Origin of the sequence: Pseudomonas sp. LD120, assembly GCF_009861525.1 — a bacterium.
Classification (GTDB): domain Bacteria; phylum Pseudomonadota; class Gammaproteobacteria; order Pseudomonadales; family Pseudomonadaceae; genus Aquipseudomonas.
Map to the genome: position 1 here is coordinate 1539522 of NZ_WVHL01000003.1, position 19833 is coordinate 1559354.

Annotated in this window: 15 protein-coding genes; 9 read left to right on the forward strand and 6 right to left on the reverse strand. The window is 66.4% G+C overall.

Annotated features, from left to right (window positions below):
* Positions 1 to 22: 22 nt before the first annotated feature.
* Positions 23 to 346, forward strand: coding sequence for an isochorismate lyase (locus tag PLD_RS12855; RefSeq protein ID WP_178116153.1), 324 nt, complete (start codon positions 23 to 25; stop codon positions 344 to 346).
* Positions 339 to 1778 (forward strand): isochorismate synthase, encoded by a 1440-nt coding sequence (locus PLD_RS12860; protein WP_159893134.1) that lies wholly within the window; start codon positions 339 to 341, stop codon positions 1776 to 1778. Before PLD_RS12855 ends, PLD_RS12860 begins: the two co-directional genes overlap by 8 nt.
* A gap of 234 nt (positions 1779 to 2012) precedes the next feature.
* Here PLD_RS12860 and PLD_RS12865 read toward each other — a convergent pair whose 3' ends face one another.
* From PLD_RS12865 to PLD_RS12880, 4 genes are all read right to left on the reverse strand, one after another.
* Positions 2013 to 2954: an alpha/beta hydrolase gene (locus PLD_RS12865; protein ID WP_159893136.1), complete on the reverse strand. Its 942-nt coding sequence runs from the start codon at positions 2952 to 2954 to the stop codon at positions 2013 to 2015.
* A 173-nt stretch (positions 2955 to 3127) separates the two neighbouring features.
* Positions 3128 to 5545 carry a TonB-dependent siderophore receptor gene (locus PLD_RS12870; protein ID WP_159893138.1) on the reverse strand — a complete coding sequence of 806 codons (2418 nt, stop codon included), beginning with the start codon at positions 5543 to 5545 and terminating at the stop codon, positions 3128 to 3130.
* Positions 5546 to 5650: 105 nt separating this feature from the next.
* Positions 5651 to 6631, reverse strand: coding sequence for a DUF4880 domain-containing protein (locus PLD_RS12875; protein WP_159893140.1), 981 nt, complete (start codon positions 6629 to 6631; stop codon positions 5651 to 5653).
* Positions 6628 to 7137 (reverse strand): sigma-70 family RNA polymerase sigma factor, encoded by a 510-nt coding sequence (locus PLD_RS12880; RefSeq protein WP_102880219.1) that lies wholly within the window; start codon positions 7135 to 7137, stop codon positions 6628 to 6630. The genes PLD_RS12875 and PLD_RS12880 overlap by 4 nt, the downstream gene beginning before the upstream one ends.
* Positions 7138 to 7384: 247 nt before the next feature.
* Between PLD_RS12880 and PLD_RS12885 the strand changes: the two genes are divergently transcribed.
* Positions 7385 to 8392 carry an NAD(P)-dependent alcohol dehydrogenase gene (locus PLD_RS12885; protein WP_159893142.1) on the forward strand — a complete coding sequence of 336 codons (1008 nt, stop codon included), beginning with the start codon at positions 7385 to 7387 and terminating at the stop codon, positions 8390 to 8392.
* 82 nt (positions 8393 to 8474) lie between these two features.
* On the opposite strand, the gene mhpT is transcribed toward PLD_RS12885, so the two are convergent.
* Positions 8475 to 9686 (reverse strand): 3-(3-hydroxy-phenyl)propionate transporter MhpT, encoded by a 1212-nt coding sequence (gene mhpT, locus PLD_RS12890; RefSeq protein WP_159893144.1) that lies wholly within the window; start codon positions 9684 to 9686, stop codon positions 8475 to 8477.
* 331 nt (positions 9687 to 10017) lie between these two features.
* Here mhpT and PLD_RS12895 point away from each other — a divergent pair, with 331 nt between their 5' ends.
* A complete protein-coding gene (locus tag PLD_RS12895) occupies positions 10018 to 11340 on the forward strand; it encodes an OprD family porin (protein ID WP_159893146.1) in 1323 nt (440 codons plus the stop codon).
* 55 nt (positions 11341 to 11395) lie between these two features.
* Here the strand turns inward: PLD_RS12895 and PLD_RS12900 are convergent, their stop codons facing one another.
* Positions 11396 to 11884, reverse strand: coding sequence for a MarR family winged helix-turn-helix transcriptional regulator (locus tag PLD_RS12900; protein ID WP_042940954.1), 489 nt, complete (start codon positions 11882 to 11884; stop codon positions 11396 to 11398).
* 208 nt (positions 11885 to 12092) lie between these two features.
* Between PLD_RS12900 and PLD_RS12905 the strand changes: the two genes are divergently transcribed.
* The 5 genes from PLD_RS12905 to PLD_RS12925 all read left to right on the forward strand — a co-directional run bounded on the left by PLD_RS12905 (position 12093) and on the right by PLD_RS12925 (position 19549).
* On the forward strand, positions 12093 to 12923 hold the full coding sequence (locus PLD_RS12905) for a p-hydroxycinnamoyl CoA hydratase/lyase (protein ID WP_123394413.1): 831 nt from the start codon (positions 12093 to 12095) through the stop codon (positions 12921 to 12923).
* Between the two features lie 96 nt (positions 12924 to 13019).
* On the forward strand, positions 13020 to 14468 hold the full coding sequence (locus PLD_RS12910; RefSeq protein ID WP_159893148.1) for an aldehyde dehydrogenase: 1449 nt from the start codon (positions 13020 to 13022) through the stop codon (positions 14466 to 14468).
* A 145-nt stretch (positions 14469 to 14613) separates the two neighbouring features.
* Complete coding sequence (locus PLD_RS12915) at positions 14614 to 16497, forward strand: feruloyl-CoA synthase (protein ID WP_371928995.1); 1884 nt, start codon at positions 14614 to 14616, stop codon at positions 16495 to 16497.
* Entirely contained in the window at positions 16494 to 17735 is a 1242-nt protein-coding gene (locus PLD_RS12920; RefSeq protein ID WP_159893152.1) for a thiolase family protein, read from the forward strand. Before PLD_RS12915 ends, PLD_RS12920 begins: the two co-directional genes overlap by 4 nt.
* A 59-nt stretch (positions 17736 to 17794) precedes the next feature.
* Entirely contained in the window at positions 17795 to 19549 is a 1755-nt protein-coding gene (locus PLD_RS12925; protein WP_159893154.1) for an acyl-CoA dehydrogenase, read from the forward strand.
* The last annotated feature ends 284 nt before the right edge of the window (positions 19550 to 19833 follow it).

Genomic DNA, 19833 nt, shown 5'->3' on the forward strand with positions numbered 1-19833 from the left:
TTTCCCTTTGGTAGAGATCGACATGAAAACCCCTGAACAATGCAGCGCTCTGGACGATATCCGCGACGCCATCGACCGTCTGGACCAGCAGATCATTCAAGCCCTCGGCGAACGCCTGGCCTACGTCAAGGCCGCGGCGCAGTTCAAACCCACGGAAGACAGCATCGCTGCGCCGCAGCGGGTCGCGGCGATGCTCCCGCAGCGTCGGCAATGGGCCGAGCAGGCGGGCCTGGACCCGATGTTCGTGGTGCCGCTGTTTGCCCAGATCATCCACTGGAACATCGCCCAGCAGGTGCGCCACTGGCGTGCCCAGCGCGGGCTGGTGCAAGGAGCCAACGATGAATGAGGCCTGTCTGTCCGGGTTGACTCAGGCCTTGGGCGAAGGCGAAGCCCTGGCCCGGTGCGCTCATCGAGCGGTGCTGGTGGTGTTTAGCTTGGCCGCTGAGGGCATCGAGCCGTTGCGCTTGTTCGCCGCCAACCGCCAGGTGTTCGGCCAGAGCCTGTTCTGGTCCAGCGAGCAGGGCGCCCTGGCCCTGGCGGGCTTCGGCTGCACCGAGGAAATCAGCCCGCCTTCGGGGGAAGGGGAACGCTTCGGCGCTAGCACCCGGGCCTGGCGTCAGTTGCTGGAGCGGGCCCATCAGGTGGGGCCGCGCCAAGCGTACCTGTGTGGTGGATTCGCCTTTGACCCCCAGGTGCCGCGCAGCGCCCAGTGGCAGTCGTTTGCCAGCACCTCCCTGGTGCTGCCGCGCCTTCTGCTGCTGCGCGAAGGCGAGCAGCAGCACTGGCTGTTCAGCCTGTGGGTCGAGCCCGGCGCCGATGTGGCCCAGTGCGCCGCCGCCCTGGAGGCGGAATGGAGCCTGCTGCTGGCGCGCTATCACCAGGCCCCGGCGGCGCAACTGCCGGACGGGATCCGGGCCGCGGCCGACCCCCTGGCCGCCGACCGCTGGCAGGACTGCGTGGCCCAGGCGATTGCACGAATCCAGGACGGCGAATTGAGCAAAGTGGTGCTGGCCCGGGAAGTCTGTCTGCAGGCGAGCCGCAGCATTCCCTGCGGCCCCTTGCTGGAAAACCTCGGGGCGGCCTATCCCCAGGCCTTTCTGTTTGCCTTCAGCCGCGGCGACAGCTGTTTTTTGGGGGCCACCCCCGAGCGCCTGGTCCGGGTGGCCCGGGGCACCTTGAGCACCGTGGCCCTGGCCGGCACCTGCGCCCGTGGCCTGCATGAACAGCAGGATGCGGAACTGGGCCAGGCCTTGCTGGACAGCGCCAAGGACCGCCACGAACACGCCCTGGTGGTGCAGACCCTGCGCGAGTCGCTGCAACCCTACTGCGCCATGCTGGAAATAGCGCCGCAGCCGCAGCTGCACCGCCTGGCCCACGTCCAGCACCTGCTGACCCCGGTGCTGGGCCGCCTGCGGCCCCAGGTCGACCTGCTGCAACTGGTGCAGGCCCTGCACCCGACCCCGGCGGTGGGCGGCTTGCCGCGGGACCAGGCGCTGGGCTACATCCGCGAGCATGAGCAACTGGACCGTGGCTGGTACGCAGCGCCGGTGGGCTGGCTCAACGCCGAGGGCGATGGCGAGTTTGCCGTGGCCCTGCGCTCGGCCTTGATTCGCGGCAACCAGGCGCACCTGTTTGCCGGCTGCGGCATCGTCGGCGAGTCGGACCCACAGAGCGAATACCAGGAAACCTGCCTGAAGCTGCGCACCATTGGCGAGGCGTTGCGCCCGCCAGCGGCCTCGCCGAGCGTGGCCATGAGCGGCGGACAGAGCGCCTTGTAGCCGCTGCCCGGCTTCATTCTTATTCCTCGATGATCAGTCGAGAACTATCGTTCTGGAGCCGTGTTAGTCAAGGTACAAGTCGCTGCCGAAGGTTGCGTACGAGCCGCAGGCTCGCAGCGATCCTGAGGTCGCCGAGGCCCCTTCGGTGCCTTGCGCAGCCTGCGGCAGCGGCTACGCAGGGCCTTGCCTGGCGATCCCGGCCAACCCCCCAGCGTCGCCTCCTAGCCAGCAGGTTCAGCCGGTGGGTGCGGCGCTGGCCGTCGGACCGGCGATGGCGGAGGCCGGCTTGGCCCGCAGCAAGGCCTTGATCGCCTGGCCGTAGTCCTTGCCCGCCAGGCGCATGCTGTTGTTGTGGGTGCCGCCGGGCACCAGCAGCAGTTTCTTCGGCTCCAGGGCGGCCTTGAACAGTTGCTGGCTCAGGCGCGGCGGTACGTAGTCGTCTTTGAGGCCGTGGACCACCAGCAAGGGCATGCCGATCTCGCCGATCTTGTCGAGGGAGTCGAACTTCTGTGACAGCAGCCAGCGTACCGGCAGCGAGGTCTTGGTCGCCGCGGCGGCGGCATCGGCCAGGGTGGTGAAGGTGGATTCGACGATCAGCCCGCGAGCGGCAATCGGAGCCTTGCCGCTGGCGGCATCGCGCCCCAGTTCGGCAGCCAGGTCGATGGCCACCGCGCCGCCCAGGGAGTGGCCGTAGATCAGGCGTTTGTTGGCATCGGGTTGCAGCACCTTGAGCCGCTCCCAGGCGATGCGCGCGTCTTCATACACGCTGCTTTCCGAGGGCAGGTCGCCACGGCTCTGGCCGAAACCCCGGTAGTCGATGGCCAGCACCGAGTAGCCCAGGGCGTGCAGTTGCTCGATGCGAAACAACTGGCCGGTGAGGTTCCAGCGCACCCCGTGCAGGTAGAGGATCGCCGGGGCATCGGCGCGTTTGGCCGGCCACCACCAGGCATGGATGTTCTGCCCGGCCTTGAAGCTTTGCGGCTTGAGTTGCAGTTCCTGCACCGTGCCGGGCAGGCCGCGATACCAGCCGGCATTGCCCGGCTCGATGCGAAACACCAGTTGGCGCTCCTTGCGTTCGAGCACCGCACAGCTCACCGGCAGGCCGACGATGAGTGTGGCCAGGCACAGCAGCACAAACCAGCGACGGCGCAGGCGCTGGGACAGGGTTGGGGACATGCAGGGCTTCACCACAGGACGGACGACAGCGCGTTTTTAGCAGATGTGCCGGGATGACGGCACTCATTTTCAGCACAGCGATCGGCGGCAAAGGTTAGAAAATGCTACGGGGGGAGGGGTAACAGATGCCGTGGCCAGCCGCTGGTGGGACGGGCCACGACGAGGGGGCTGCTTTAGAAGTTCCAGCGAGTGCTGAGCATCACATTCCGCGGGTCGCCGTAGTACGACGAGTTGTAGAAGCCGATGTTGGTGAAGTACTTCTTGTCGAACAGGTTGTTGACGTTGAGGGTGGCCGAGACGTTCTCGGTGATCTGGTAGCGGGCCATCAGATCCACCAGCCAGTAAGGGTCCTGGGCGAATTTTTCCTCGGTGCCCTTGCCGTAGTTGCTGAGTATCTTCCACCCGGTGCCCTGCCAGCGGACGCCGCTGCCCAGGGTCAGCTTGTCCAGGCTGCCGGTCAGTTTGTAGCTGGTGTAGAGGTTGACCTGATCTTCCGGTTCCCAGGTGGAGACCTTGGCCCCGCTCTGGTCGCGAATGATCTTGTGGGTGTAACCGGCCTGCAGCTGCCAGCCGGGGGCAAGCTCTCCGGAGATTTCCGCTTCATAACCCTTGGCCTTGGACTTGATGCCCTTGGAGGCATAGTCCAGCCCGGGGGTGGTGGGGTTGGCGTTATAGGCCAGGTCATCCACGGGCCGGTTTTCTTCATGCACCTCGAAGTAGGCCAGGCTGGAGTTCAGGCGACCGTCGAAGAACTCGCCCTTGAGGCCCACCTCGTAGTTGGTGCCTTCGTCGGGCTTGAGCACCTTGTCGTTGCGGTCGCGGTAGTCGTCCTGGGGCAGGTAGATCTCGGTATAGCTGGCATAGACGGAGAAGTTCTGGTCGAGGTCGTAGACCACCCCGGCGTAGGGAATGACCTTGCCGGTGTCCTTGGTCCGGCTGGTGCCGCTGACGTCGTAGTTGTTGACCCGGCTGCCCAGCAGCAACGAAAGATCATCGTTGAGGCTAAAGCGCGCGGTCATGTAGCCGGCACTCTGGCGGGTGGTCTCGTCGTTCTTTTTGGTGATGCGGCCCCAATCGGGCTTGGGGCTGTGCCCGTCCCAGTTGAAGTAGTCGTAGAAATTGTTGTGATTGGTGGCGCTGGTGAAGTCCCGGCCTTTCCAGTGCGAGTTGGAGATCGAGGCCCCGACCACCAGCTGATGCTCGCGCCCCAGCAGGTCGAAGGGCCCCGTAGCGTAGAGGTCGCCGCTGTCGCTGACGGTTTCGCCGGTGTACTTGCGGGTCAGCAGCGAGGCGATGCCGGTCTCGGCATTGGGCGACATCAACGAACCCAAGGGGGCGTTGTAGCCATTGATCTGGTGGTTGTACTGGGCCTTGGCCACCCAGCCGTTGGCAAAGCTGTGCTCCAGGGTGGTGAACGCGGTACGGGTGTATTGCGACCAGCGGCTCCAGCTCGCGCCGTTGTTGTAGGAGCGCGAGGTGCTGATGGCATTGCCCTTGGAGTCGTACAGCGAGCTGCTGCCCGACCAGCTGGAACCCTTGGGGTCGTTGTCCTGATAGTCGGCGCCGACGGTCAGCAGGGTGTCCGGTGACAGGTCGAACTCCAGGATGCCGTAGTAGACGCTGGTCTGGCGCTGGTAGTGGTCAAGGAAGGATTTCTTGTCCTGATAGGCGGCGACCATCCGTCCGCGGACATTGCCGCTGTCGGTCAGGGGGCCACTGACATCGACCTGCGAGCGGTAGTTGTCCCAGGAACCGGCCCCCAGGTCGATATGCCCGGCGAATTCGGCGGTGGGTTTCTTGCGCACCATGTTGATGGTGCCGCCGGGGCCACCGGCACCGGTGAGCAGGCCGGTGGCGCCCTTGAGTATTTCCACGCGGTCGTAGATCACCGTGTCGGTGAGGGTGTGGCCCGAGGAGTACTGCGCGTCCTGCAGGATCGGAATCCCGTCGTACTGGAAGTTCTGAATGGCAAAGCCGCGAGAGAAGTAGCTGGTGCGGTCACTGTCGTAGGTGGCCACGGTGATGCCTGGGGTATGGCGCATCACGTCGTCGATGGAATTGAGGCCGAAATCGTCCATGGCCTGGCGGGTGACCACCGAGATCGACTGCGGGGTTTCCCGGGGTGTCAGCACCAACCGGGTGGCGGTGGCGATGGTGCCGGGGGTGTAGGAGCCGGAGCCTTCGGTGATGGTTCCCAACTGGTTGGTGCTGACGGTGGTGGTGCCGAGTTCCACGCGTTCGCCGCCGGCCCTGAGCACTCGATAGCCCGCCCCTTCGGCCACCGCTTGCAGGCCCAGGGGCGCCAGCAGGCGTTGCAGGCCTTCACCGATGGCGAAGCGGCCGCTCAGGCCTGGGCTGTGCTTGCCGGCGCTGAGGCTGGCATCGACGGCGATCATGGCCCCGGATTGCTGGCCGAAGGCGCCCAGTACCTGATCCAGGTTGCCTGGGGCGATTGCGTAGTCGTGGCGCTGGCGGTCAGCCACTTCGGCGTTGGCCTCGGCGGCCAGCAGCGGCAGGCTGGTGCTGGCGATCGACAGGCCGATGAGGAACGGGCGCAGGGCCGCGGCAAGGGGCGTGAGGCGGATGTGCATAAGAAAGTCCATGGGTTGGGAAGGGTTGGCGCTGAGCTGTTTTCCAGCTTCTTCCCTGGTCTTGATGCGTGAGATTGGAAAAACTGCCGCCTTCCTGGAAAAAAATCAGGCCGCCGTCACTGAGGCCCAATAGCCCATGACCCGCTGAATGCGAATGGGCAGGGTTCGGGCCAGCAAGTCGAGGCTGGCGTCCGGCTGGTCGAGGGAGAACGAACCGGACACCCGCAGCCCGGCGACCTCGGCGGCGCAGCGCAGCAGGCCCGGACGATAGCGGTCGAGTTCGGCGATCACCTCGCCCAATGGCATGCGTTCGGCGATCAGCAGGCCCTGAGTCCAGGCGCTGGCTGCGGCGGCCACTGGCGTTACGAGGCTCATGCGTTGCTCGATGTCCACCTGCTGGCGCGGGCCCAGGACCTGTCCGGGCCCCTGACCCAGGCTGACCGAGGCACTGCCGCTCAGCAGTTGCACCCGGGTGCCGCGGTGTCCCGGCAGGCCGACGCTGACCATCAACTGCGACAGCGGTGCCAGGTGGATCCTGGCTTCGGCGGTGACGACCCGCACTGGCGCGGCGTTGCCCAGGGTCAGCAGCAGGCGTCCACTGTTGAGCCGTAGTTGCGGTCCTTGCACACGGTCCTGAAGATCCAGAGTGGTGCGGGTGTCCAGCTGCAGCGCCGTGCCGACCGCCAGTTGCAGTTGGCGGCGTTCGCCGGTGGCGGTGTGGTAGTCGCTGAACAACTGCGGCAACAGCAGCCGCTCGCGCACGCTCCAACTGCTGGCGGCCACCACTCCAAGGCCGACGACGCCCTTGAGCAAGGTGCGCCGCGAAGGGTGGCTGCGGGCCTGGAGCAACTGCCGGGTGCGAGCGGCGGGCAGGCTGCGGGTGCTGTCGCGCAGGTCCTGGCCGAGTCCGGCCAGGCGTTGCCAGGCCAATTCATGTTGCGGGTCGGCCCGGCGCCAGGCCAGGCACCCGGCCTGTTGCTCGGCGCTGCTGGTGCCCGACTGCAGGAGCACCAGCCATTCCAGGGCCTGATCCAGTACGCGGTGATCCACCGCGCCCTGATCGTCCATGGGCTTAAAGGCGCTCATGCCGGGTACACCGCCGCATAGCAGTGGCGGTAGGCCTTGAGCATGGCTTTCTGTACCACGTTGACCGAGAGCTGCAGGCGCTCGGCAATCTGCGGGTAGGTCAGGCCTTCGAGTTGGGACAGCAGAAACACGTCCCGCACCCGATGGCCCAGACCGTCCAGCACCTGACCCACGGCGTCCAGGGCTTCGAGCACCAGCAGGCGGGTTTCCGGTGAGGGCTGGTGTTGCGGTTCCAACTGCGCCAGGGATTCAAGGTAGGCCCGCTCCAGGGCCTGGCGGCGGAAATACTGGCCGCACAGTCGGCTGGCCACGGTGTTCAGATAGGCCCGGGGTTCACGCAGTACCGGCAGTTGTTCGCTGCGCAGAATCCGCAGGAAGGTGTCCTGTGCCAGGTCCATGGCCTGGTCCTGGTTACCGAGCTTGCGTCGCAGCAGTTGCACTACCCAGTTGTGATGCTGGACGTAGAGCTCGCCCACGGCGTGCTGTAGCGAGGAGTTGGGCACCATCGAGAAAGCTTCCAGGGTCGAGGCGGATGAAATGACGGTTTATGGTAATGCTTCTCATTAGTGTGCGCTCGGTTTTTTATTGCCCGGGCACTGCCGCCTGGGGCATCGCCAGACCCTGTCTGGTCCTGTTGCGGCCCGAGTTTGGCGTGAGGGGCGGGCCGGTTCGGTGTTAGGGTGAGCCCCCTGGTTGCGCCGACGCCTTGAGCGTCGGTCTTGAAGACATTACCGATCTGTGGAGAAGCACCCCATGCACGCCATCAAGCTCAGCCTGCCGGCATCCCTGGACAACCTCAAAGTCGTGGCGCTGGCCGATCCTGGCCAGCCCGGTGCCGGTGAGATCCGTGTGCGTATTCATGCCTGTTCGCTGAACTTTCATGACTACGCCGTGGTGACCGGCGCACTGCCCACCGCCGACGGGCGGATTCCCATGGCCGACGGCGCCGGGGTGGTGGACGCGGTGGGCGCCGGGGTCACGGAGTTCCAGGTGGGGGATTCGGTGGTTTCCTGCTTCTTCCCCCACTGGCATGACGGTGGCCCGGCCATCGCCGACTTCAGCACCACCCCGGGCGATGGCGTCGACGGTTATGCCCGTGAAGTGGTGATCCAGCCCAGCCACTGGTTCACCCATGCGCCCAAGGGCTACAGCCATGCCGAAGCGGCGACCCTGACCACCGCCGGTCTCACGGCCTGGCGGGCCCTGGTGGTGGACGGCGGGCTCAAGGCCGGGGAAACCGTGCTGGTGCTGGGCACCGGCGGCGTGTCGATCTTCGCCCTGCAACTGGCCAAGGCCATGGGCGCTACGGTGATTGCCACCTCTTCGTCGGACGCCAAGCTGGCCAAGGTTCGCGAGCTGGGCGCCGACCACACCCTCAACTACCGCACCCAGCCTGAATGGGGCAACGAAGTGCTCAAGCTGACGGGCGGCCGGGGCGTCGACCATGTGGTGGAAGTCGGCGGGCCGGGCACCTTGCCGCAGTCCATCACCGCTTGCCGCATCGGCGGGCATATTGCCCTGATCGGTGTGCTCACCGGTTGGGCCGGGCCGGTGCCGACCGCGGCGCTGATGGCCAAGCAGCAACGCCTGCAGGGCTTGATCGTCGGCAGTCGCCAGCACCAGGTGGAGATGATTCGTGGCCTGGAGGCGACGGGGATTAAGCCGATCATCGACAGCACCTTCCCCCTGGCCGAGATCGCCAAGGCCTTCGCCCATGAAGCCTCGGGTGCGCACCTGGGGAAAATCTGCCTGACGTTCTAAGGCGTCGTGCGCGGCAACGCCCGGGTGGCTCTGGACGTTGCCGCCGCCCAGGTGTGGCGTTGGCTCGCATTGCCGCCTCGGCTCAATGCGCCGGCTTGAGTTCGGGCGTGGCGTTGGCCCGGGCGATGACGGTGAGGATCGACAGGGCGGCGATGACCAGCCCTGGCGAGGTGGCCAGCAGGACCCCGGCGGTGCCGGCGCCGGCGGCGAGGATCTGCCCGGCGGCCAGGGGCCCGGCAACCGAGCCCAGGCGACCGATGGCCACGGCAGCGCCGACGCCGGTGGCACGCACCGCGGTCGGGTAGGCGGGTGGCGCCAGGGCATAGAGCACCAATTGCGCGGCCATCACGAACAATCCGGCGGCAAACCCGGCCATGGCCATGGGCACGATGCCCACTGACAGTCCGACCCCGGCCAGCGCCGCCAGCAACCCGGCGTAGACGAACAGCACCACCTTGAGCCCGTTGCAGCGGTCCAGCAGCAGGCCGCCGAGCAGTGAGCCGAGGGCACCGCCGATGTTGAACAGCATCTGCACCAGGCCCGCCTGGGGTTTACTGAAGCCTTGTTCGAGCAGCAGCGACGGCAGCCAGTTGAGCAGCATGTACATCACGGTCAGGGTGAAGAAGTAGCTGAGCCACAGGGCCAGCGTGGTGCGCGCGCGACCTTCGCCGAACAGTGCCTGGGTGGTGGAGGCTCGGCGGCTGTCGGCGCTGGCGCTGTGTTGGCGAAAGGCAGTGGATTCCGGCAGTAGCCAGGCCATCAGCGGCACCACCAGCAGCGGCGCCAGGCCGCCGATGATGAAGGTGGTCTGCCAATGTTCACTGGAGAACATCGCCACCACCGCCGCCAGCGCGCCGCCCAGGGGCACGCCGCAGTACATGACGCTGATGGCCGTGCCCCGGCGGCGTTCACTCACCGCTTCGGCGCACAGGGCGATCAGGTTGGGCAGCGCCGCGCCCAGGCCCAGGCCAGTCATGAAGCGCACCAGCAGCAGGCTCGAATAGCTCTCGACGTAGGCCGTGCACAGCGAGAATAGGCCGAACAGCAACACCGCGCCGACCAGGATCTTCTTGCGCCCGATACGGTCGGCGACCCAGCCGCCGAAGAAGGCCCCGGGCAGCAGACCGATAATCCCGGCGCTGAACACCCAGCCCATCATCTTCGGGTCCAGGGCGAAGCTCTGGCGCAATCCGGCGGCGGCGGTGCCGGCCGCCTGCAGATCGAACCCCTCGATCAGCGCAACGATAAAGCACAAAGCGATGGTCAGCGTCGAACGACGCGATGGACTGTCCATGGGCAAACCTCATTGTTGTTTTTGTTGTGGTGGCCAACTGGACGCCGGGCCTGAACGCGCCGGCGTTGGTGGCTGGCGATTAAGATAACAAAGATAACTAAAAAATGAATAGCGCCTTAATTTCATCGATAAACGTAAATAAAGGCATTCAAATCAGCTAGTTAAATCAATAATCATGATTCGACGTAAAAATAGATAATATTATTAATGTTCGACTATCGGTCATTTGCGGTTGACGTAAGGCTTGGGCTGTTTCCATTCTCTGTCCGTGACGTCGGCTGCCAGGCCCGCGCTCGACACCTAAAACAACAACAAAAAATGGACATCGGACATGCCAAATCTCCCAACCAACGCCGTTGCGGCGGCGTCAGCTTCCTGTATGCCCAGTCTCCCCACGCGGCTGGCTCTGGCCGTGCTGGGCTTGAGCCTGTTGCCCGCTCCACTCTGGGCGGCGGGTTTTATTGACGACAGCCACGGCACCCTGACCCTGCGCAATTACTACCTGGATCGCGACTACCAGGACGGTGGGGCGAAGACCGCCGCGCGGGAGTGGGCCCAGGGTTTCATCATGAACATGGAGTCGGGGTTCACCGAGGGTCGCGTCGGTTTCGGCCTCGATGTGCGCGGGCTGCTGGGGGTCAAGCTCGACTCCTCGCCGGACCGCAGCGGCACCGAGCTGCTGCCGGTGTCGGCCAGCGACAAGCGCGCCGTGGATGAATACTCGCGGCTGGCGCCCACCGCCAAACTGCGCTTTGCCCGGACCACGGTGAAGACCGGCGATGTCTCGATCTTCCTGCCGTTCGCCTTTGCCAGCCCGTCGCGCCTGCTGCCGCAGACCTTTCGCGGCACCACCCTGAGCTCCACGGACATCGACGGCCTGACCCTCAATACCGGCTATATCGACCGCATCAACAAGCGCGACTCCACCGACTACCAGGCCATGACCATTGCCTCGCCCAACCGGCGGTTCAATGTCACGGCCAGCACCTCGCACCTGGCGTACCTGGGGGGCGATTACCAGGTCAACAAGGCGCTCAGCCTGCGCGCCTATCACGCCGAGGTGGTCGACCTCTACCAGCAGGACACTCTGGCCCTGCTGCACAACCTGCCCCTGGGCGATGGCGTGCTGAGCAGCGACCTGCGCAGTTTTTTCAGCCGGGAAGACGGCAGTGCCAAGGCCGGCCGGGTCGACAACCGCAACCTCTCGGCGCTGTTTGGCTACAAGTTCGGCGGGCACCGGGTGAGCCTGGGCTACATGCATTCCAGTGGCGACACGGCCACGCCCTACATCTCCGGCACCGAGTTGATGGGCATGAGCGAGCTGACCATGAGTTCGGACTTTCTCAATGCCAAGGAGCGCACCTGGCAAGCCATCTACGACTATGACTTTGCCGCCTCCGGCGTGCCCGGGCTCAAGAGTCGGCTGCGTTACGTGCGCGGCGACCATATCGAGCTGGCGGCCTTCAATGCCAGCGAGCGCAAGGAGCGCGAGTTTCAGATGGAGTTGGGGTACGTGCTGCAGAGCGGCCCGCTGAAGAACCTCGGGCTGGTGGCGCGCAAGTCGATCTATCGCAATGACTTCCCGGCGGGCGCGGCGTTTCGCGATGAAAACCAGACCCGCTTCCTGGTGCTCTACACCTTGCCGATCTGGTAAGCCCGCCAGCAGCCTGGCTGCCTCAGCGTGCCGGCCCTGTGCCGGCACCTTGGCTTCAGTCCTGGTACACCTTCTTCAGCAGGCGCAGCAGCTCTTCGCGTTCCTCGGCGCTCAAGGCCGAGGTGGCGTCGACGTCGCTTTGCGCGGCGATCTGCTTGAGCTCCTTGAGCAGGGTTTCGCCGGTCTTGCTCAGGAAGATCCCGTAAGAGCGCTTGTCCGGCTTGCAGCGCACCCGCACCGCCAGAGCGCGGCTTTCCAGTTTATTGAGCAGGGGCACCACTTGCGGCGGCTCGATGGCGAGGGCGCGAGCCAGGTCGGCCTGCATCAGCCCCGGGTTGCTGTCGATGATTGCCAGGGCCGAGAACTGCGCGGGGCGCAGGTCGTGGGCCGAGAGCCGGCCGATCAGGTTCTGGAACAGCTTGAGCTGGGCGCGACGCATGGCGTAGCCAATCAGTTCGTCCAGCGCCGAATCCAGCGGCGCCTGAACCTCGGCGTTGGCGGGTGGGGCCTCGCGCGGGTCGGCGAGGGGAGCGGGCTTGGCCATGACAAAAACATCCTGGGTCGGTTAACAAGGCTATCCAGTTTGCCGGGGTCGGCCGCTGATAGCTACGTTTGCCTGTGCTGGCAGTCGCTGCAGAAGGATTTTATCCAGGGGTAGGAAAAATGGTTAATTCAATTAATAGTTAATTGACATAACTAATTTCGCGGTTTAATTTCGATCCATCTTCAAGCCAGAACAAGAGAGCATCGCCATGAGCAACTACGAAGGTCGCTGGACAACGGTCAAGGTCGAAATCGAAGACGGCATTGCCTGGGTCATTCTCAATCGTCCGGAAAAACGCAACGCCATGAGCCCGACCCTGAACCGGGAAATGATCGACGTGCTGGAAACCCTGGAACAGGACCCGGCCGCTGGTGTGCTGGTGCTGACCGGCGCCGGCGAGGCCTGGACCGCCGGCATGGACCTCAAGGAATACTTCCGCGAGGTGGATGCCGGGCCGGAGATCCTTCAGGAAAAAATCCGCCGCGAAGCCTCCCAGTGGCAGTGGAAACTGCTGCGCATGTACGCCAAGCCGACCATCGCCATGGTCAACGGCTGGTGCTTCGGTGGCGGCTTCAGCCCGCTGGTGGCGTGCGATCTGGCGATCTGCGCCGACGAGGCGACCTTCGGCCTCTCGGAAATCAACTGGGGCATCCCGCCGGGCAACCTGGTGAGCAAGGCCATGGCCGACACCGTGGGCCATCGCCAGTCGCTGTACTACATCATGACCGGCAAGACTTTCGGCGGGCAGAAAGCCGCCGAAATGGGCCTGGTCAACGACAGCGTGCCCCTGGCTCGATTGCGTGAGGTGACCATTGAGCTGGCGCGCAACCTGCTGGAGAAAAACCCGGTGGTGCTGCGTGCCGCCAAGCATGGCTTCAAGCGTTGCCGCGAGCTGACCTGGGAGCAGAACGAAGACTACCTGTACGCCAAGCTGGATCAGTCGCGCCTGTTGGACACCGAAGGCGGCCGCGAGCAGGGCATGAAGCAGTTTCTCGACGACAAGAGCATCAAGCCCGGCCTGCAGGCGTATAAACGCTGAGTCCGGCCGGCGAACGGCGGGCGCCTCCCGCTGTTCGCCGCGCCACTGCTACACCGCTGTGCTGCATTCCCGACAAAGACAACAAGAGGAATCACCATGCTGGACGTGCCCCTGCTGATCGGTGGCCAGTCGCGCCCCGCCGGCGACGGTCGAACCTTCGAACGCCGCAACCCGGTGACCGGCGCTGTGGTATCGCGCGTGGCCGCCGCGACCCTGGACGATGCCGACGCTGCCGTGGCCGCAGCCCAGGCCGCATTCCCCGCCTGGGCGGCCCTGGCCCCCAACGAACGCCGCAGTCGCCTGCTCAAGGCCGCCGAGCAGTTGCAGGCCCGCAGCGGCGAGTTCATCGCCGCCGCCGGCGAGACCGGGGCCATGGCCAACTGGTACGACTTCAACGTGCGCCTGGCGGCCAACATGCTGCGCGAAGCGGCGTCGATGACCACCCAGATCAACGGCGAAGTCATTCCCTCGGATGTCCCCGGCAGCTTCGCCATGGCCCTGCGCCAACCCTGCGGCGTGGTGCTGGGCATCGCCCCGTGGAACGCCCCGGTGATTCTCGCCACTCGGGCCATCGCCATGCCCCTGGCCTGTGGCAACACTGTGGTGCTCAAGGCCTCCGAGCTGAGCCCGGCGGTGCACCGGTTGATTGGCCAGGTGCTGCAGGATGCCGGCCTGGGCGATGGCGTGGTCAACGTCATCAGCAATGCCCCGGCCGATGCCGCGGCGATTGTCGAGCGCCTGATCGCCAACCCGGCGGTGCGCCGGGTCAACTTCACCGGTTCGACCCATGTCGGGAGGATTGTCGGTGAACTGGCGGCGCGCCACCTCAAGCCGGCCCTGCTTGAACTGGGCGGCAAGGCGCCGCTGCTGGTGCTGGACGACGCCGACCTGGACGCCGCCGTGGCGGCCGCGGCGTTTGGCGCCTACTTCAATCAGGGGCAGATCTGCATGTCCACCGAGCGCCTGATCGTCGATGCCAAGGTCGCCGATGCCTTTGTCGCCAAGCTGGCGGCCAAGGTCGCGACCTTGCGTGCCGGCGACCCGTCGGCCGCGGACTCGCTGCTCGGCTCGCTGGTGGATGTCAGTGCCGGGGCACGCATCAAGGCGCTGATCGACGACGCACTGGAGCAGGGCGCGCGGCTGGTGGTGGGCGGGCAACTGGACGGCAGTATCCTGCAGCCGACCCTGCTCGACGGCGTCACCGAGTCGATGCGCCTGTACCGCGAGGAGTCCTTCGGACCGGTGGCGGTGCTGCTGCGTGGCAGCGGCGATGAAGAGCTGTTGCGTCTGGCCAACGATTCCGAGTTCGGCCTGTCGGCGGCGATTTTCAGCCGCGACACCGGGCGTGCCCTGGCCCTGGCGCAACGGGTCGAGTCGGGTATCTGCCATATCAATGGCCCTACCGTGCACGACGAAGCGCAGATGCCGTTTGGCGGCGTCAAGTCCAGCGGCTACGGCAGTTTTGGCGGCAAGGCCTCGATCGAGCACTTCACCCAATTGCGCTGGGTCACCTTGCAGCACGGCCCGCGGCACTACCCGATCTGATCCGTCGCCACGGGCGCGGTGCTTTTGCGACCGCGCTCGTGTACAGGCCAGACAACAATAACAAGGCCGCAGCCAGCGGCTGCCACGCTTGCCAGCTGTCGCCCTGCGTGCGCGGCGCAGGCGTGCCTTGATGGAGGACATGTACGTGAGTTGCCAATCCAGAGCGCCATCCCCACCCGTGGCCGAGCCGCCGCGTTATCGCCAGGTGTCCATTGGCCGGCCGGCGGTTGCCGTCAGTGAAGAGCAGGGCGTGCTGCACATGCGCTCGCTGGAGCCGCTGGCGCCCTTGCCCGATCGCTTGCTCGATCGCCTGCTGCACTGGGCCCGGGTGCGCCCCGAGCAGACCTTCATTGCCGCCCGCGAGGCCGGTGGCGACTGGCGCCGTGTCAGCTATGGGCAGATGCTCGACAGCGTGCGCGCCATCGCCCAGGGCCTGCTTCGTTACGGCCTGTCGGCCGACAAGCCGCTGGCGCTGCTTTCGGGCAATGACATCGAACACCTGCAACTGGCCCTGGGCGCGATGTACGCCGGGATTCCCTATTGCCCGGTGTCGCCGGCCTATTCGCTGCTGTCCCAGGACTTTGCCAAGCTGCGCCATGTCTGCGACCTGTTGCAGCCGGGGCTGGTGTTCGTCAGCGACGCCAGCGCCTACCAGCGGGCCATCGACGCGGTGCTGCCGCCCGAGACGCCGCTGATCAGCGTGCGTGGCCAGGTGCCGGGGCGGCGCCAGGCGAGCTTCGCCAGCCTGCTGGCCGAGCCCGGTGGCGCCGAGGCCGATGCAGCCTTTGCCGCCACCGGCCCGGACAGCATCGCCAAGTTTCTCTTCACCTCGGGCTCGACCAAGCTGCCCAAGGCGGTGATCACCACCCAGCGCATGCTCTGCGCCAACCAGCAGATGCTGCTGCAGACCTTTCCGGTGTTCGGTGAAGAGCCGCCGGTGCTGGTGGACTGGCTGCCGTGGAACCACACCTTCGGCGGCAGCCATAACGTCGGCATCGTGCTCTACAACGGCGGCACTTTTTACCTGGACGAGGGCAAGCCCACGGCCCAGGGCTTCGCTGAAACCCTGCGCAACCTCAAGGAGATTTCCCCCACCGCCTACCTGACCGTGCCCAAGGGCTGGGAGGAACTGGTCAACGCGCTGGAGCAGGATGCCGAGCTGCGCGAGTGTTTTTTCAAGCGCATGAGCCTGTTTTTCTTCGCCGCCGCCGGGCTTTCGCAAAGTGTCTGGGATCGCCTGGACCGGGTCGCCGAGCAGCATTGCGGCGAACGCATCCGGATGATGGCCGGGCTCGGCATGACCGAGGCCGCGCCGTCTTGCACCTTCACCACCGGGCCGCTGTCGATGGCCGGTTACATCGGCCTGCCGGCGCCGGGTTGCGAGGTGCGCCTGGTGCCGGTGGATGGCAAGCTCGAAGGGCGTTTTCGCGGGCCGCACATCATGCCCGGCTACTGGCGCGCGGCGCAGCAGACCGCCGAGGTGTTCGATGCCCAGGGCTTCTACTGCTCGGGGGATGCGCTCAAGCTCGCCGACGCCGCCGACCCGCAACTGGGGCTGATGTTCGACGGGCGCATCGCCGAGGACTTCAAGTTGTCGTCCGGGGTGTTCGTCAGCGTCGGCCCGCTGCGCAATCGCGCGGTGCTCGAAGGCGCGCCCTATGTCCAGGACCTGGTGGTGGCCGCCCCCGACCGCGAGTGCCTGGGGGCCCTGGTGTTCCCGCGCCTGTATGAGTGCCGGCGGCTGGCGGGGTTGGGCGCCGAGGCCTGCGAGGCCCAGGTGCTGGCCAGCGCGCCGGTGCGCCAGTGGTTCGGCGACTGGTTGCAGCGCCTGAATCGCGAGGCCAGCGGCAATGCCAGCCGCCTGGAGTGGATCGCGCTGCAGGTGGAGCCGGCGTCCATCGACCGTGGGGAGATCACCGACAAGGGCTCGATCAACCAGCGCGCGGTGCTGCAGTGGCGTGCCGAGCAGGTCGAGAACCTGTATCGCGGCCGCGAGCCGTCGATCCTGCGCGCCGAGCCCAAGCCATGAGCGGTGCCGGGCAGTACAGCGGGTTTGCCGACGTGGCGATCCTTGAGGCGGTGCGCACGCCCTGGGTCGACCTCGGCGGGGACCTGGCCGAGATCTCGCCGATCGACCTGGGGATCAAGGTCGGGCGCGAGGTCCTGGCCCGGGCCGGCATCGAGCCGCAGGCGGTGGACAGCGTGCTGGCCGGTTCCATGGCCCAGGCCAGTTTCGACGCCTACCTGCTGCCCCGGCACATCGGCCTGTACAGCGGGGTCGGGCAAGCGGTGCCGGCCCTGGGGGTGCAGCGCATCTGCGCCACCGGTTTCGAGCTGTTGCGTCAGGCCGCCGAGCAACTGCGCGGCGAGGTGCAACTGGCGTTGTGCGTGGCCAGTGAGTCGATGTCGCGCAACCCGATTGCCGCCTACACCCATCGCGGCGGCTTTCGCCTGGGAGCGGCGGTGCAGTTCAAGGACTTTTTATGGGAGGCGCTGTACGACCCGGCGCCGGGGCTGGACATGATCGCCACCGCCGACAACCTGGCGCGGCGTTACGGCCTGACCCGCGAAGCCGTAGATGGCTACGCCTGCGCCAGTCATCAGCGGGCCCTGGCCGCTCGGCAAGCGGGCTGGTTCGCGGCGGAAATCGTCGCCGTGAGCCAGCAGCGCTTCGAACTCGACGGCTATCAAGCGCGCGGCATTCGCCTGCCGCGCGGGGTCGAGAGGGTCAGCCAGGACAGCCATCCGCGCCCCAGTGAACGGTCTGACCTGGCGCGATTGCGAACCATCCACGAAGGCGGGGTGCAGACCGCCGGCAACAGCTGCGCGGTGGTCGATGGCGCGGCGGCGGCCCTGGTCGGGCGGGCCTCGGCGTGCAGCGACCGGCCCCTGGCGCTGTTGCGGGCCAGCGCGGTGGTCGGGGTGGCGCCGGAGTTCATGGGCATCGGTCCGGCCCCGGCGATCCGCCTGCTGTTGCAACGCAGTGGCCTGAGCCTTGGGCAGATCGGTCGCCTTGAAATCAACGAGGCCCAGGCAGCCCAGGTGTTGGCCGTGGCCCGGGAGCTGGAACTGGACGGCGATCGGCTGAATGTCCAGGGCGGCTCCCTGGCCCTGGGCCATCCGCTGGCCGCCAGCGGCCTGCGCCTGGTGCTGACCCTGGCCCGGCAACTGCGCGAGCACAACCTGCGCTACGGCATCGCCGCGGCCTGTGTGGGCGGTGGCCAGGGCATGGCGCTGCTGATCGAAAACCCGGCCTGGCGCGCTTGAGCCCGATCGGCCCGCCGTCCCTGGCGGGCCACTCTATTTCTACTCGATGAGGTGTCCCCATGTGGAGCTACCAGGCGCCGCTGCGCGATATGCAATTTGTCCTTGAGCACTGGCTGGAGGCCCCCGAAGCCTGGCGTCGCAGCCCGGCGTTCGAGGCGTTGGACCTGCCCCTGGCGCTGCAGGTGCTGGAGCAGGCGGCGCGTTTCAGCCAGGGCGTACTGGCGCCGCTGAATGCCAGCGGCGATCGCCAGGGCTGCCGGTGGGCGGATGGACAGGTCAGCACCCCAGAGGGGTTTGCCGAGGCCTATCGGGCCTATGTCGAGGGTGGCTGGCCGGCCCTGGCCTGCGCCGAAGCCTTGGGTGGCCAGGGCCTGCCGCAACTGCTGGACGCGGCGCTGCAAGAGATGCTCTACGCCAGCAACCATGCCTGGGCCATGTACACCGGCATCGCCCACGGCGCCTACCTGTGTCTGAAGACCCACGGCGCGCCCTGGCTCCAGGAGCGCTACCTGCCCGCGATCATCAGCGGCGCGAGCCTGCCCACCATGTGCCTGACCGAGCCCCAGGCTGGCAGTGATGTCGGCCTGCTGCGTTGTCGGGCCGAGCCGCAAGCCGACGGCAGTTATCGCCTGAGCGGCAGCAAGCTGTTCATCTCCGGTGGCGAGCACGACCTCACCGACAACATCCTGCACCTGGTGCTGGCCCGGTTGCCGGACGCGCCCGAGGGCAGCCGGGGGATCTCGCTGTTCCTGGTGCCCAAGCGCCTGGAGCAGGGCCAGGACAACGGCGTGCGCTGCGACGGCATCGAACACAAGATGGGGATCAAGGGCAGCGCCACCTGTTCCCTGGTGTTCGATGCGGCCCAGGGCTGGTTGGTGGGCGAGGCCAATCGCGGTCTGGCGGCGATGTTCGTGATGATGAATTCGGCGCGTCTGCACGTGGGTCTGCAAGGCCTGGGGCATGTCGAAGCGGCGTGGCAGAACGCCCTGGCGTACGCCGGTGAACGCCAGCAGATGCGTGCGCCATTGCGCCCCGCCGGGGGCGCCGCCCAGGCTGCCGATCCGATTCGCTACCACCCGGCCATGCGCCGCGTGCTTCTGGAATTGCGCGCCACCAGCGAAGGCTTGCGGGCCATCGGCTACTGGGTCGCGCACCTGCTGGATCAGGCCGAGCATCACCCCGAGCCACTGGCCCGGCGCCAGGCCGATCAGCTGGCGCAACTGCTGACGCCGATCATCAAGGCCTTTTTTACCGAGCAGGGTTTTCGCCAGGCCAGCAACGCCTTGCAGGTCTTTGGCGGCTACGGCTACGTCGCCGAGTTCGCCATCGAGCAGACCCTGCGCGACAGCCGTATCGCCATGATCTACGAAGGCAGCAACGAGATTCAGGCCAACGATCTGCTGCTGCGCAAGGTGCTGGGGGATGGCGGGCAGGGCTTCGCGCTGTTGCTTGAGCAACTGCGCGATGAGGCCGGGCAGGGCGCCGCGGTGGCCGGATGCGCGGGCTTTGCCCGGCCGTTGGCGGATCTGGCCGAGGCATTGCAGGGGCTGGTAGGCGAGGTGCAACAGTGGGCGCTCGAGGATGCCGAGTACCCGTATCGCGCGGCGGGGGATTTTCTCGCCTTGTGTGGCTTGAGCCTATTGGCGCTGGCCTGGGCCCGGGCGGCGCGGGTCTCGCGAAATCTGCCCGAGGGCGATCCGCTGCGCGGGGCCAAGCTTGCGACGGCGGGGTTCTTTTTCAGCTACCTGTTGCCCCAGGTCGAGCAGCGGATGACGGCGGTGCGCAACGCCCGGGCGGCGCTGGCCTTTATCTGAGGTGATGCAGGCTATTGGATCCAATATCGAAGCGAACCACGCCTTGTGGCGAGGGAGCTTGCTCCCGCTGGGGTGCGCAGCGCCCCCATCTGCGGCCTCCGAGGGTTTTCGGCCTGGCGCGCCAGCAGCCCTTGCGCCGGCTGCGCCACCGAACGGGAGCAAGCTCCCTCGCCACAGGCTTGTTTGGCGGTGAGCCTGGTAGTGGGGCTCGTCGCCTGCCCGAACGGTGCTGGTCGATAATCGCCCGCTAATCCCGGTGCCTTGTCGGGTACCTAAGCATTTGA